A 12573-nucleotide genomic window follows, 5' to 3' on the forward strand; every position below is an offset into this window, starting at 1 on the left:
CGCCCCCGCGCAGGCGGGGGCGAGGATCAAGGCACGAAGGTCGTGAACAGGTAAATCGCAAACAGCATCAGGTGGATCACCCCCTGCAGCACCGTCGTGCGCCCGTTCGCCAGCGTCTGCACCGACACGATCAGCGACAGGAACAGCAGCACGGTCGATTTGGCATCGAGACCCAGGCTGATCGGCAGGTCGGTCACGATCGACAGGATCGCCACCGCCGGAATGGTCAGGCCGATCGTCGCGAGCGCCGAACCGAGCGCAAGGTTGAGGCTGGTCTGCAAGCGGTCGGACTTCGCCGCACGCACCGCCGCAAGCCCTTCGGGCGCAAGGATCAGCGCCGCGATCAGCACGCCCAGCACCGCAGGCGGCGCGCCCCAGTCGGCCAGCAAGGCGCCCATGACCGGCGACAGATTCTTGGCAAGCAGGACGACCGCGACCAGACTCGCGAGCAGCAGCGCGCCCGAAATGGCGGTGCGCTGGGCGCTCGGCGGCGCGGCGTGGGCGTCAGGCACACCGTCGCCGTCGGCATCGCCATCGGGAAGAAAATAGTCGCGGTGCCGCACCGTCTGCACCAGCGCGAAGGTCGCATAGAGGATCAGCGACACCGCCGCGACGAACCCCAGCTGCGTCTCCGAATAAAAGGGTCCGGGCACGCTCGACGTAAAATTGGGAAGGACCAGCGACACGACGGTCAGCACGGTGAGCGTCGCGAGCGCGGCGCCGATCCCGGTACGCTGAAAGCGCTGTTCGTGATGACGGATCGCCCCGCTGAGCAGGCAGAGACCCATGAGCAGGTTCAAAATCACCATCACCGCCGCGAACACCGTGTCACGCGCGAGGGTCTGGGCCTTGCTCGGCTCGGCCTGCATCAGCGTCAGGATCAGTCCGACCTCGATCACCGTGACCGCCAGCGCGAGGATCAGCGTGCCAAAAGGCTCGCCGACGCGGTGCGCGATCACCTCGGCATGGTGGACCGCGGCGATAATGGCGCCAGCCAGAATGACGCCGACGAGAAAGGCGTTGAGCGGCAGCGCAAGGCTCGCCATCGCGGCAAGGAAACCCAGGATCGGGAAGATGTCGTTGGTGCGGTCGGCAAGGCGAAGCTTCTTGGTCATGGGCTCCTATTGCAGCCACAAAACCACATGACCACCCCTCAGACGCAACTAATGTGCGCGGGCTTAATGGGAACGAACAGGCAATCCCGCTGCGGCAAGCCGGGCATGCGCCTCGGCGATCGTCGCTTCGCCGAAATGAAAGATGCTGGCGGCCAGCACCGCGCTCGCGCCGCCCTCGATCACCCCGGCGACCAGATGGTCGAGGTTGCCGACCCCGCCGCTCGCGATCACCGGCACCGTCACCGCGTCGGCGATGGCGCGGACGAGCGCGAGGTCATAGCCATCGCGCGTCCCGTCGCGGTCCATGCTGGTGACGAGCAATTCGCCCGCGCCCAATTCGGCCAGCCGCACCGCATGCTCCAGCGCGTCGATCCCGGTCGCCTTGCGCCCGCCATGGGTGAAAATTTCCCACCGGCCCTCTTCGACGCGACGCGCGTCGATGCTGCCGACCGCGCATTGGCTGCCGAAGCGGTCGGCGATATCGGCGACCAGCTCGGGCCGCGCGACCGCGGCGCTGTTGACCGCAACCTTGTCGGCCCCGGCGAGCAGCAGCGCGCGCGCATCCTCGGCGCTGCGCACCCCGCCGCCGACGGTCAGCGGCATGAAGCAGACTTCGGCGGTGCGCCCGACCATGTCGAGCAGGGTGCCGCGCCCCTGATGGCTCGCGCTGATATCGAGGAAGCACAGCTCGTCGGCGCCCGCCGCATCATAGGCGCGTGCCGCCTCGACCGGATCGCCGGCATCGCGCAAATCGACGAAATTCACGCCCTTCACCACGCGCCCATCGGCAACGTCGAGGCAGGGAATGACGCGGACGCGGACGGTCATGGTGCGATGCCCTCAAATCCGTTCGTGTCGAGCGAAGTCGAGACACCCATCGACCATGCGCTCAGCCGTGAGGCATCTCGACTACGCTCGATGCGAACGGTGATGGGGGCGTTATTCATCCCCGCCCCGCCGCAATCGCTTCGGCCAGATCGAGCCGCCCGTCGTACAGCGCGCGCCCGGTGATCACGCCTTCGATTCCGTCGCCGACATGCGGGCGCAGCGCATGAATATCGCCGATATCGGCAACCCCGCCGCTCGCGATGACCGGAATGGCGACCGTGCGCGCCAGCGCGACCGTCGCCTCGACATTGCAGCCCTTGAGCAAGCCGTCGCGGCCAACGTCGGTGAACAGCAGCGCGGCGACCCCAGCATCCTCGAAGCGGCGTGCAAGATCCTCGACGCGCACATCGGACACATCGGCCCAGCCTTCGGTCGCGACCATGCCATCGCGGGCATCGACCCCGACGACGATCCGGCCGGGCAGATCGCGCGCGGCCGATTTGACGAATTCGGGGTCTTTCAGCGCCGCCGTGCCGATGATCACCCGCTCAACGCCCAGCGCCAGCCAGCGGTCGACCCCCGCGCGGTCGCGGATACCGCCGCCGACCTGCACCTTGCCCGGAAAGGCCGCAATGATGCTCTCGACCGCCGCGCCATTGACGCTTTCACCGGCAAAAGCGCCGTCGAGATCGACGACATGCAGATGCGATGCGCCCGCATCCGCGAACAGCCGCGCCTGCGCCGCCGGATCGTCGCCATAGACCGTCGCACGATCCATATCGCCCTCGGCCAGCCGCACGACCTGCCCGCCTTTAAGGTCGATCGCGGGGAAGATGGTCAGGCCAGAAGCTACGGGCGCCATGCGAGAAATCTTTCCAGTGTCGCGAGGCCATAGGCCTGGCTCTTTTCGGGGTGATATTGAACGCCGACGATATTGTCCTTCGCGACCGCCGCGGTGAAGGTCCCGCCATGGCTGCTCGTCGCCGCGACATCGGCGGCGTCGGCGAAATGAAAGCTGTGAAGAAAATAGGCCTCGCCGCGCGCGATCACCGGGTGAGCGAACGCCGGCTCGACATCGTTCCAGCCCATGTGCGGGATGCGAAGGCCGGGCTGGGGCGCAAAGGCGCGCACCGTGCCGCCGATCCAGCCTAGCCCGGCGTGACGGCCATGTTCCTCGCCCGCATCGGCGAGCAACTGCATGCCGACGCAAATCCCCAGGAAAGGCGCGCCATCACCGCGCACCCGCCGCTCCATCGCCTCGACCAGCCCATCAATGGCGGACAGCCCGTTCATGCACGACGCGAAGGCGCCCACGCCGGGCAGCACGATCCGGTCGGCGCGCGCGACGATATCGGGGTCGGAGGTGACGGCGACATCGCTCGCGCCCGCCGCGACGAGCGCATTATGCACCGAGCGAAGATTGCCCGCGCCATAGTCGATCAGGGCGATGGCGCTCATGACGGGCCCTACAAAACGCCCTTGGTGCTGGGAATCGCATCGCCCTTGCGCGGGTCGATCGCAATCGCCTGACGCAGCGCGCGCGCGAGCGCCTTATAGCTCGATTCGGCGATATGATGATTATTCTCGCCGTACAGCGTCTCGAGGTGCAGCGTGATCCCCGCGGTCTGCGCAAAGCTCGCGAACCAGTGCGGAAACATCTCGGTATCCATTTCGCCGAGGCGCGGCTGCGAGAAGCCCGATTTATAGACGCAATAGGGCCGCCCCGAAATGTCGAGCGCGCAGCGCGTCAGCGTTTCGTCCATCGGCGCGTGCGCCTCGCCATAGCGCGCGATGCCGCGCTTGTCGCCGAGCGCCTGGGCGACCGCTTCGCCCAGCGCGAGCGCCGAATCTTCAACCGTGTGATGCTGGTCGATGTGCAAATCGCCCTTCACCGCCATGCTGATGTCGATCAGCGAATGCCGCGACAATTGTTCGACCATATGATCGAGGAAGCCGATACCGGTGGACACCTGATATTCGCCCGTTCCGTCAAGGTTGACGGTGATGGCGATGTCGGTTTCCTTGGTCGTTCGCTGGACAGTGGCGGTTCGCATGAGCGCTCCCATAGCACCCACTTTTTACCGCGCAAGGTGACTCTCCCCTCTTGACCCGTGCGCGCCGCCCGTTCATCCCCCTCCGCCATGAGTGACGACGTCCGCGACAGCCTGATTCCCTATGACGAAATCGTGCAGGATGCCCTGCGCGCCGTGGTCGGCCGCGTGCTGCGGCAGATTGTGGGATATGACAGCCTTCCCGGCGAGCATCATTTCTACATCACGTTCAAGACGCAGGCGCCCGGGGTGAATATTCCGGCGCATCTGATCGCCAAATTCCCCGACGAGATGACGATCGTCCTCCAGAATCGTTTCTGGGACCTGCATGTCGACGATGATTATTTCAGCGTCGGCCTGTCGTTCAACCAGACGCCGTCGATCCTGACCATTCCCTATGCGGCGATTACCGCTTTTGTCGATCCGTCGGTCGATTTCGGGCTGCAGTTCCAGGTCAGCGACGACGATGCCGTCGAACCCGAACCGCATGACGAGGCCGATAACGATCGCCCCGACGTCACGACCGAGGATGGGTCGAACGTCGTGACCGTGGATTTCGGCAAGAAGCGTTAACGGCATGGCCGATCCCTGGCCTCCGACGCGCTTCTGGCAATATTGGGCCCTCGCCGGGATGCTGGTGCTGACCGCCGCCTTCTGGTGGAGCGTCACGGGCTATGCGCAGTTCGAAAGCGGCGGTACGCGCAGCCAGATCGCCGACGGCCTGCTGCGCTTCAGCCTGCTGATCCTGACCCCGGCGCTCCTTCTCGTCTGGCTGGCCGCGGCATGGCTGCGCCGCCGCGTCGGCGATGCCGGCTATTGGCAGATGCTCGGGCTGGTCGCGATGATCTGGGCAGGCTCGGTGTTGGTGACAAGGATATTGGCGGGATGAGCGACACGCGGCTCGAAAGTGACAGCATCGGCGAGATCGCGGTGTCGGCAGACGCTTATTGGGGCGCACAGACCGAACGCAGCCGCCACAATTTCGCTTTCCCCGCGCATGAACGGATGCCGTTGCCGATCGTCCACGCGCTGGCACGGATCAAGGGCGCCGCGGCACGCGTCAACCGCGCCCACGGCCTCGAAGGCGGGCTCGCCGACGCAATCGCCGCCGCGGCCGACGCCGTCGTAGCTGGCCAATATGACGATCAGTTCCCGCTCGCCATCTGGCAGACGGGCAGCGGCACCCAGTCGAATATGAACGCCAATGAGGTGATCGCCGGCATCGCCAACGAGGCACTTTCCGGAACGCGTGGCGGCAAATCGCCCGTCCACCCCAATGATCATGTCAACATGGCGCAGTCGTCGAACGACAGCTTTCCGACCGCGCTGCACGTCGCGGTCGCGGTCGAGACGACGGCGCGGCTGCTTCCCGCGCTCGCCACGCTGACCAATGCGCTCGCCGCCAAAGCCGACGCCTGGACCGATATCGTCAAGATCGGCCGCACCCATTTGCAGGATGCGACCCCGCTGACGCTGGGACAGGAGTTTTCGGGCTATGTCGCACAGCTCACCGCCTGCCGGGCGCGGATCGAAGGTGCGCTCGCACAGGATATATGCAGACTGGCGCAGGGCGGCACCGCAGTCGGCACGGGGCTGAATGCCCCCGCCGGTTTCGACGTCGCGATGGCTGCCGAACTCAGCCGCGGCACGGGGATCGCCTTTGAACCCGCACCCAACAAGTTCGAGGCGCTGGGGTCGAACGACGGGCTCGTCTTCTTCTCGGGCGCACTGAACACCCTCGCGGTCGCACTGACCAAGATCGCCAACGATATCCGCCTGCTCGGATCGGGCCCGCGCGCCGGACTCGGCGAGCTCGACCTGCCCGCGAACGAGCCCGGCAGCTCGATCATGCCGGGCAAGGTCAACCCGACCCAGTGCGAAATGCTGACGATGGTCGCGGGTCAGGTGATCGGCAATCATCAGGCGGCGACCGTCGGCGGGCTGCAAGGCCATCTCGAACTCAATGTCTTCAAGCCACTGATCGGCGCCAATGTCCTGCGTTCGATCGAATTGCTGAGCATCGGCATGGCGGGCTTCACCGAACATTGCGTCCTCGGCCTCGAACCCAATCGCGCGCGGATCGACGATCTGATGCAACGCTCGCTGATGCTCGTCACCGCACTCGCGCCCGAAATCGGCTATGACAAGGCGGCGAAGATCGCGAAGCATGCACATGAAAACGGCAGCACGCTGAAAGAGGCCGCGCTCGCTCTGGGCGCTGTCGATAGTGCGACTTTCGACCGGCTGGTCGATCCGCGCACGATGCTCGGCCCGGAACCCTGAGCCCGGTTCGCGGATTATAGGGGGAGAAGGAGAGATGGGCATGATCGGTCGGATCGTTGGCGGCGTCCTCGGCGGCGCAATTGGACAGAAAAACGGCAACCACCCCGTCGCTGGCACAGTGATCGGCGCGGCGACATTGTTCGCGGCGCGCCGGCTGATTCCGCAGCGCTATGCGGTACTCGCGGCGACGATGGCGGCGGGCTATCTCACCAAGAAATGGGCCGAACGCGCGCAAACGCGCCGGACGGCAAAAGAGGCCCATACGGCCGACCGCGCCTTGATCGATGCCGGGGTCGTCGACACCTATGCTGGGACGGCCAATGTTCCGCCCGACGGTCAGACGATGGGCGACGCTTTGCCGCCTGCGATCCCGGCCGATGCCAACGGACGCAGCAACGCCATCCACTGACAGGGACCGGTCGAAAGCCGACAGCCATGGTCGTACAACGGGTGACAGCCAATATCGCGGCGGACGACGTCAGCGCCGCGAAGAGTTTTTACGGCGATATTCTCGGCATGGATATCGTCATGGACCATGGCTGGATCATCACCTTTGCGGGCACGGGCAATCAAAGCCCACAGATAAGTTTCGCCAGCGAAGGCGGATCGGGTACGCCTGTTCCGGACCTTTCGATCGAGGTGGACGACCTCTCCCCTGTTCACCGGCGGATAGTCGATGCCGGACTGTTGATCGAATACGGCCCCGTCACAGAGCCATGGGGTGTCGAGCGCTTCTTCGTCCGTGACCCCTTTGGACGTCTGCTGAACATCCTGTCGCACCGGTAACCCGGTCTACGCTACCCGCCTGCCTGCCATTCCTTGATCGCTTCCACCGGCGAGACCAGCATCAGCACATTGAGCGTCAGATTGTCGCGGATCGTCCACAGCGTGAACAGTTCGAACGCGATCGCGATCGAAACCGTCACCCACCAGCGCATCCGGCTCGCCGCCAGAAACCCCAGCATCATGAAAATGGCGTCGCTCACCGAATTGAGGATCGAATCGCCCGCATAGCCATAGGCCATCGTCACCTCGCGATAGCGGTTGATGATGACCGGCGAATTTTCCAGTATTTCCCACGCCGCCTCGATCCCGATGGCCAGCGCCAGCGCGATCCACAAGGGCTGGCGCGGCAACAGCCAGCGCGACAGGCCGTAAAAGATGAAGCCGTGGATGATGTGGCTGAAACTATACCAGTCCGAAATCTGCTGGCTGTTCTGGTTCGACTGGACGACGCCGTGCCACAGGCTGACGGTGCCGCACGGGCAGATCGGCGGACGTCCCATCGCAAACAGGATCGCGGTAAAAATCGCGAGCAGCGCCGCCGCGACCAGCCAGCCCTTACGCGAAATTCCTGCCATACCCCGTCCCCTTCGCGCTTGACCGCTGGCGCAGCTTTCGCGAATAGCCCCCATGGCTGAAAGCGTCCACCTGAACCGCCGCGGCGTGTTGTTCGTCCTCTCCTCGCCCTCGGGCGCAGGCAAGACCACCATTTCGAGGATGATGCTCGAGACCGACGATCATATCGCGCTCTCGATCTCCGCGACCACGCGCCCGCCGCGTCCGGGCGAAATCGACGGGGTTCATTATCATTTCGTCGACACCGACACCTTCAAGAAAATGGCCGCCGACGGCGAATTTCTGGAATGGGCGCATGTGTTCGGCCATCGCTATGGCACGCCGCGCCATCATGTCGAAGATCTGCTGGCGGCGGGCAAGGACGTGTTGTTCGACATCGACTGGCAGGGCGCGCAGCAGCTGTATCAGGAAGCCGGCCCCGACGTCGTGCGCGTCTTCGTCCTGCCGCCGACGATGGAAGAACTCGAACGCCGCCTGCGCAGCCGCAACACCGACAGCGACGAAGTGATCACCGCGCGCATGGAACGCGCCGCGAACGAGATCAGCCACTGGGACGGCTATGACTATGTGCTGATCAATGACGAGGTCGAAAGCTGCTACGGCGAAGTCCAGGCGATCCTGCGCGCCGAACGGCTGAAGCGCCGCCGCCAGATCGGCCTGATCGGCTTTGCCCGCGACCTGATCCGGTCGGTCCCCGATGCGGATAAAAAGCTCTGATTTTTACCCCTCCCCCTTGATGGGGGAGGCAGCGAGACTTGCCAGCTTGCTGGCTAGTCGCAGCGGTAGGGGTGCGGTCTCGGCCTGAAGCGGTGGCGCGATGACGCGCCATCACCCTCATCCAACTTCGCCTAGCCGCTTCGCGACAAGGCTGCGTATCCTTCTCCCATCGAGGGAGAAGGAGTTAGGCCGGCGTCACCAGATTGGCCGTCAGCTCGGCAACCATCTCCGCGCGCAGCGGCTTCGCCTGACCATCGGTCCGGCACACGACCACCGTATCGCAGCTCGCGATCGCACGCCCATTCTGAAACATCGCCTGCACGATCGTCCAGCTCGACGTACCGATCCGGCCGATACCCGTCGCGATCCGGACCGGGTCGGGGAAATTGCCCTCGGCGAGATAGTTGATCTCGACCGCCGCAACCATCGTGCGCTCCCCATTCGCCCGTTCGGTGAGCGGGCTCACCTGCCGGTTGAGCAGCACGCGGCCGCTTTCGAACAGGGCGGCAAAGGCCACATTGTTGAGGTGGCCGTTGATATCCATATCCTGGAACCGCGTCTGAAATTCCGTGCAGACGGGGTAGCTGGCGGCATCGAGCCGCCAGCTTTCCGGTTTGGCCATATCAGCGCGGCGCCATGCGGATGCCGCCGTCGAGGCGAACGTCTTCGCCGTTGAAATAGCCGTTTTCGATCATGCACATGGCAAGATTGGCATATTCGGCCGGGTTGCCGAGGCGCTTCGGGTTGAGCACCGATGCGCCCAGCGCGTCGCGGACATTCTGCGGCGCGCCGGCGAGCAGCGGGGTGTCGAAAATGCCCGGCAGGATCGTGTTGACGCGGATATTCTCGTTATTGAGGTCGCGCGCGATCGGCAGGGTCATGCCGACGACGCCGCCCTTCGACGCCGAATAGGCCGCCTGACCGATCTGGCCGTCCTCGGCCGCGACCGACGCGGTGTTGACGATCGCGCCGCGCTCGCCGTCTTCCATCGTATCGAGCGTCATCATGCCCGCCGCCGACTTGGCGATGCAGCGGAAGGTGCCGACGAGGTTGATCTGGATCAGCCAGTTGAACGCATCGAGCGGGAAATGCTTGATGCTGCCGTCTTCCTTGCTGCGGCTCGCGGTCTTGATCGCATTGCCGGTGCCGGCGCAGTTGACGAGGATGCGTTCCTGACCATGGGCTTCGCGCGCCTTGGCAAAACCGGCATCGACGCTGGCGTCGTCGGTGACATTCACTTCGCAGAAGACGCCGCCGATTTCGGCTGCGAGCGCGAGACCCTTTTCTTCCTGAAGGTCAAAGATCGCGACCTTGACGCCCTTTGCGGCGAGCGCACGCGCGGTGGCGGCGCCGAGGCCCGAGGCGCCGCCGGTGACGACGGCGGATACGGTGGAATCGAGTTTCATGGTTTTCTCCCTTAAGTCGTCGCCCCCGCGAAGGCGGGGGCCGTTGGCAGCCTTGCGCTACCCCGATAGCGGCCCCCGCCTTCGCGGGGGCGACGCTAAATTGTTTACAGCCGTTCGATGATTGTGACGTTGGCCTGACCGCCGCCTTCGCACATCGTCTGGAGGCCATATTTGCCGCCGGTCGCATCGAGCACACCCAGCAAGGTCGCCATCAGCTTGGTGCCGCTGGCGCCGAGCGGGTGGCCCAGCGCGATCGCGCCGCCATGGACGTTCAGGCGGCTATGGTCCGCGCCCAGATATTTCAGCCACGCGAGCGGCACCGGGGCAAACGCCTCGTTGACCTCATAGGCGTCGATATCCTCGATCTTCATGCCCGCGCGCTTCAGCGCCTTTTCGGTCGCGAACAGCGGCTCTTCGAGCATGATCACCGGATCGCCCGCGGTCACCGACACATGGTGGATGCGCGCGCGCGGGGTCAGACCATGGTCTTTCAGCGCCTGTTCCGAACAGATCAGCACCGCCGAAGCGCCATCGCAAATCTGGCTGGCCGAAGCCGCAGTGATCGAACCGCCTTCCTGCAACAGCTTGACCCCGGCAATGCCCTCCAGCGTCGCGTCGAAGCGAATGCCTTCGTCGACCAGATGGACCTGCTTGCCTTCGGGGGTTTCGATTTCGACGCCGACGATCTCGCGCTGGAAACGCCCGGCTTCGGTCGCCGCCTTGGCGCGAAGATGGCTTTCATACGCATAGGCGTCGAGGTCGTCCTTGGTGAAGCCATGCTTCTTGACGATCATTTCGGCGCCCATGAACTGGCTGAACATGATGCCGGGATATTTTTCCTCGAGCCGGGGCGATTTATAATTGCCCATGCCTTCCTTCATATACAGCATCGCGGTCGAGCCCATCGGCACGCGCGACATGCTTTCGATGCCGCTCGCGAGGACCATGTCCTGCGTGCCCGACAAAATGCCCTGCGCCGCGAACATCATCGCCTGCTGCGACGAACCGCACTGGCGGTCGATCGTCACCGACGGGATCGAATCGGGCAGGTTCGAAGCGAGAACGGCGTTGCGGCCGAGATCGCCCGACTGCTGCCCGCCCTGCGATACGCAGCCGGTGATGACGTCTTCGATCGCCTTGGTATCGAAATCATTGCGATCGGCGATCGCGTCGAACACCGCGGCGCCCAGATCGACGGGGTGAATGCCGGCGAGCTTGCCGCCGCGCTTGCCGCCAGCGGTACGAACGGCGTCTACGATATAGGCTTCGGCCATGGGGATATTCCTTTCAAATCCAATTCCCCTCTCCCTTGAGGGAGAGGGTTGCGGAGACTTGGCGGCTCGTCCGCCTAGTCGAAGCTGGGTGAGGGGGGTGGACGTCTCATGACAACGCCAAGGTAAGATCCCCTCACAAGACTTGCTAGGCGGCGAGCCGCCAAGCCAGGTCTTTCTCTCCCTAAAAGGGAGAGAGTTTTCGCGTCAGAGCTTGCGCCCGATCAGTTCCTTCATGATTTCGTTCGTGCCGCCAAAGATGCGCGTCACGCGCGCCGCGCGCCAGGCGCGGGCGATCGGATATTCATTCATATAACCCGCGCCGCCGTGGAGCTGGAGGCACTTGTCCATCACTTCCCACTGAAGTTCGGTGTGCCACAGCTTCGCCCCGGCGCCCTCTTCGGGGGTCAGTTCCTTCTTCAGGTGACGCGCCAGCGCCCAGTCGAGGTGGGCCCAGCCAACCTGCAGCTTGGTCTTCAAATCGGCGAGGACGAAGCGCGTGTTCTGGAAATCGAGGACCGGCTTGCCGAACGCCTTGCGGTCGCGTGTGAACTCGACGGTATCGTCGAACGCGCGCTGCGCCGACGCCTGCGCCGACACCGCGATCGACAACCGCTCCTGGGGAAGCTCGCTCATCAGATAGATGAAGCCCTTGCCTTCTTCGCCAAGGCAGTTGGTGATCGGCACGCGCACATCTTTGAAGAACATTTCCGACGTATCGGCTTCGTCCTGCCCGATCTTGTCGAGGTTGCGGCCGCGCTCATATCCTTCGCGGTCGGCCTCGACGAGGACGATCGAAACGCCCTTCCACGCCGGCTGAACTTCGGTATCGGTCTTGACGCAGACGAGGATCAGGTCGGCATTCTGGCCATTGGTGATGTACGTCTTCGACCCGTTGATGACATAGTGATTGCCATCCTTCTTCGCGGTCGTGCGCATGCCCTGAAGGTCGCTGCCGGTGCCCGGTTCGGTCATCGCGATCGCGGTGATCACCTCGCCCGAAACCATCTTGGGCAGCCAGTGCTTCTTCTGCTCTTCGCTGCCATATTTCACGATATAGCTGGTGACGATGTCCGACTGGAGCGAGAAACCCGTCGTCGCGCGGCCATAATAGGCGCTCTCTTCATCGACGATGGCATTGTAGCCGAAGTCCAGGCCCAGCCCGCCATATTCCTCGGGAACCGTCGGGCACAGCATGCCCAGCTCACCCGCCTTGGGCCAGATATCCTTGGGAACGATGCCTTCCTCGGCCCATTTCGCGGCGTTGGGCGCGATTTCTTTTTCGAGGAACTGCCGCACCGTGGCGCGGAAGGCTTCATGGTCTTCGCCATAGGCGGTTCGCGACAGATTATCGAGCGACATGGTCTTTCCTCTTCTCCAGTGCGACCGGACGACATCGGGGAGCCGGAACGCGCCAACAGCCGCGCGCCCAAGGCACGGCCTTCACCGCACACCTGACCTTACGTTTACGTGCACGTCAAGTAGAAATGCCGTTACGGCATGAGACTGGTTCGTCGCGCCCGCGAAGGCGGAGGCCGCAATC

Annotated in this window: 16 protein-coding genes; 6 read left to right on the forward strand and 10 right to left on the reverse strand. The window is 64.2% G+C overall.

Annotation, left to right across the window (positions count from 1 at the left end):
* Positions 1 to 26: 26 nt before the first annotated feature.
* From ACSYDV_RS19415 to hisB, 5 genes are all read right to left on the reverse strand, one after another.
* Positions 27 to 1115: a calcium:cation antiporter gene (locus ACSYDV_RS19415; protein ID WP_438325591.1), complete on the reverse strand. Its 1089-nt coding sequence runs from the start codon at positions 1113 to 1115 to the stop codon at positions 27 to 29.
* 63 nt (positions 1116 to 1178) lie between these two features.
* Complete coding sequence (hisF, locus tag ACSYDV_RS19420; protein WP_438325592.1) at positions 1179 to 1943, reverse strand: imidazole glycerol phosphate synthase subunit HisF; 765 nt, start codon at positions 1941 to 1943, stop codon at positions 1179 to 1181.
* Positions 1944 to 2058: 115 nt separating this feature from the next.
* Positions 2059 to 2805 (reverse strand): 1-(5-phosphoribosyl)-5-[(5-phosphoribosylamino)methylideneamino]imidazole-4-carboxamide isomerase, encoded by a 747-nt coding sequence (gene hisA, locus ACSYDV_RS19425; protein ID WP_438325593.1) that lies wholly within the window; start codon positions 2803 to 2805, stop codon positions 2059 to 2061.
* A complete protein-coding gene (gene hisH / locus ACSYDV_RS19430) occupies positions 2793 to 3401 on the reverse strand; it encodes an imidazole glycerol phosphate synthase subunit HisH (RefSeq protein ID WP_438325594.1) in 609 nt (202 codons plus the stop codon). The genes hisA and hisH overlap by 13 nt, the downstream gene beginning before the upstream one ends.
* A gap of 8 nt (positions 3402 to 3409) precedes the next feature.
* Complete coding sequence (gene hisB / locus ACSYDV_RS19435) at positions 3410 to 3997, reverse strand: imidazoleglycerol-phosphate dehydratase HisB (protein WP_438325595.1); 588 nt, start codon at positions 3995 to 3997, stop codon at positions 3410 to 3412.
* A gap of 87 nt (positions 3998 to 4084) precedes the next feature.
* On the opposite strand from hisB, the gene ACSYDV_RS19440 reads away from it, so the two are divergent.
* From ACSYDV_RS19440 to ACSYDV_RS19460, 5 genes are read left to right on the forward strand one after another with little or no spacing between them, the layout of a single operon-like run.
* Entirely contained in the window at positions 4085 to 4567 is a 483-nt protein-coding gene (locus tag ACSYDV_RS19440; protein ID WP_438325597.1) for an SspB family protein, read from the forward strand.
* Between the two features lie 4 nt (positions 4568 to 4571).
* Positions 4572 to 4883, forward strand: coding sequence for a hypothetical protein (locus ACSYDV_RS19445; RefSeq protein WP_438325599.1), 312 nt, complete (start codon positions 4572 to 4574; stop codon positions 4881 to 4883).
* Complete coding sequence (fumC, locus tag ACSYDV_RS19450) at positions 4880 to 6277, forward strand: class II fumarate hydratase (RefSeq protein WP_438325601.1); 1398 nt, start codon at positions 4880 to 4882, stop codon at positions 6275 to 6277. Before ACSYDV_RS19445 ends, fumC begins: the two co-directional genes overlap by 4 nt.
* A 40-nt stretch (positions 6278 to 6317) precedes the next feature.
* Positions 6318 to 6686 (forward strand): hypothetical protein, encoded by a 369-nt coding sequence (locus ACSYDV_RS19455; RefSeq protein WP_438325602.1) that lies wholly within the window; start codon positions 6318 to 6320, stop codon positions 6684 to 6686.
* A gap of 26 nt (positions 6687 to 6712) precedes the next feature.
* Positions 6713 to 7063 carry a VOC family protein gene (locus ACSYDV_RS19460; protein ID WP_438325603.1) on the forward strand — a complete coding sequence of 117 codons (351 nt, stop codon included), beginning with the start codon at positions 6713 to 6715 and terminating at the stop codon, positions 7061 to 7063.
* 11 nt (positions 7064 to 7074) lie between these two features.
* On the opposite strand, the gene ACSYDV_RS19465 is transcribed toward ACSYDV_RS19460, so the two are convergent.
* Positions 7075 to 7638 carry a DUF2585 domain-containing protein gene (locus ACSYDV_RS19465; protein WP_438325605.1) on the reverse strand — a complete coding sequence of 188 codons (564 nt, stop codon included), beginning with the start codon at positions 7636 to 7638 and terminating at the stop codon, positions 7075 to 7077.
* Positions 7639 to 7690: 52 nt separating this feature from the next.
* Between ACSYDV_RS19465 and gmk the strand changes: the two genes are divergently transcribed.
* On the forward strand, positions 7691 to 8353 hold the full coding sequence (gene gmk, locus ACSYDV_RS19470; RefSeq protein ID WP_438325606.1) for a guanylate kinase: 663 nt from the start codon (positions 7691 to 7693) through the stop codon (positions 8351 to 8353).
* 184 nt (positions 8354 to 8537) lie between these two features.
* Here the strand turns inward: gmk and ACSYDV_RS19475 are convergent, their stop codons facing one another.
* The 4 genes from ACSYDV_RS19475 to ACSYDV_RS19490 all read right to left on the reverse strand — a co-directional run bounded on the left by ACSYDV_RS19475 (position 8538) and on the right by ACSYDV_RS19490 (position 12392).
* Positions 8538 to 8975 (reverse strand): acyl-CoA thioesterase, encoded by a 438-nt coding sequence (locus tag ACSYDV_RS19475; protein ID WP_438325607.1) that lies wholly within the window; start codon positions 8973 to 8975, stop codon positions 8538 to 8540.
* Between the two features lies 1 nt (position 8976).
* Entirely contained in the window at positions 8977 to 9759 is a 783-nt protein-coding gene (locus tag ACSYDV_RS19480) for an SDR family NAD(P)-dependent oxidoreductase (RefSeq protein ID WP_438325609.1), read from the reverse strand.
* Positions 9760 to 9863: 104 nt separating this feature from the next.
* On the reverse strand, positions 9864 to 11033 hold the full coding sequence (locus ACSYDV_RS19485; RefSeq protein WP_438325610.1) for an acetyl-CoA C-acetyltransferase: 1170 nt from the start codon (positions 11031 to 11033) through the stop codon (positions 9864 to 9866).
* A 204-nt stretch (positions 11034 to 11237) separates the two neighbouring features.
* On the reverse strand, positions 11238 to 12392 hold the full coding sequence (locus ACSYDV_RS19490) for an acyl-CoA dehydrogenase family protein (RefSeq protein WP_438325611.1): 1155 nt from the start codon (positions 12390 to 12392) through the stop codon (positions 11238 to 11240).
* Positions 12393 to 12573: the final 181 nt, after the last annotated feature.

Origin of the sequence: Sphingopyxis selenitireducens (assembly GCF_051550705.1) — a bacterium.
Taxonomy (GTDB): domain Bacteria; phylum Pseudomonadota; class Alphaproteobacteria; order Sphingomonadales; family Sphingomonadaceae; genus Sphingopyxis.

Bases quoted from the DNA above. Each gene is read 5' to 3' on its own strand.
- ACSYDV_RS19465 (WP_438325605.1), bottom strand. From the start codon at position 7,638: ATGGCAGGAATTTCGCGTAAGGGCTGGCTGGTCGCGGCGGCGCTGCTC.
- ACSYDV_RS19480 (WP_438325609.1), bottom strand. From the start codon at position 9,759: ATGAAACTCGATTCCACCGTATCCGCCGTCGTCACCGGCGGCGCCTCG.
- ACSYDV_RS19445 (WP_438325599.1), top strand. From the start codon at position 4,572: ATGGCCGATCCCTGGCCTCCGACGCGCTTCTGGCAATATTGGGCCCTC.
- ACSYDV_RS19475 (WP_438325607.1), bottom strand. From the start codon at position 8,975: ATGGCCAAACCGGAAAGCTGGCGGCTCGATGCCGCCAGCTACCCCGTC.
- ACSYDV_RS19485 (WP_438325610.1), bottom strand. From the start codon at position 11,033: ATGGCCGAAGCCTATATCGTAGACGCCGTTCGTACCGCTGGCGGCAAG.
- hisB (WP_438325595.1), bottom strand. From the start codon at position 3,997: ATGCGAACCGCCACTGTCCAGCGAACGACCAAGGAAACCGACATCGCC.
- gmk (WP_438325606.1), top strand. From the start codon at position 7,691: ATGGCTGAAAGCGTCCACCTGAACCGCCGCGGCGTGTTGTTCGTCCTC.
- fumC (WP_438325601.1), top strand. From the start codon at position 4,880: ATGAGCGACACGCGGCTCGAAAGTGACAGCATCGGCGAGATCGCGGTG.
- ACSYDV_RS19440 (WP_438325597.1), top strand. From the start codon at position 4,085: ATGAGTGACGACGTCCGCGACAGCCTGATTCCCTATGACGAAATCGTG.
- hisH (WP_438325594.1), bottom strand. From the start codon at position 3,401: ATGAGCGCCATCGCCCTGATCGACTATGGCGCGGGCAATCTTCGCTCG.
- hisA (WP_438325593.1), bottom strand. From the start codon at position 2,805: ATGGCGCCCGTAGCTTCTGGCCTGACCATCTTCCCCGCGATCGACCTT.
- ACSYDV_RS19455 (WP_438325602.1), top strand. From the start codon at position 6,318: ATGATCGGTCGGATCGTTGGCGGCGTCCTCGGCGGCGCAATTGGACAG.
- ACSYDV_RS19415 (WP_438325591.1), bottom strand. From the start codon at position 1,115: ATGACCAAGAAGCTTCGCCTTGCCGACCGCACCAACGACATCTTCCCG.
- hisF (WP_438325592.1), bottom strand. From the start codon at position 1,943: ATGACCGTCCGCGTCCGCGTCATTCCCTGCCTCGACGTTGCCGATGGG.
- ACSYDV_RS19490 (WP_438325611.1), bottom strand. From the start codon at position 12,392: ATGTCGCTCGATAATCTGTCGCGAACCGCCTATGGCGAAGACCATGAA.
- ACSYDV_RS19460 (WP_438325603.1), top strand. From the start codon at position 6,713: ATGGTCGTACAACGGGTGACAGCCAATATCGCGGCGGACGACGTCAGC.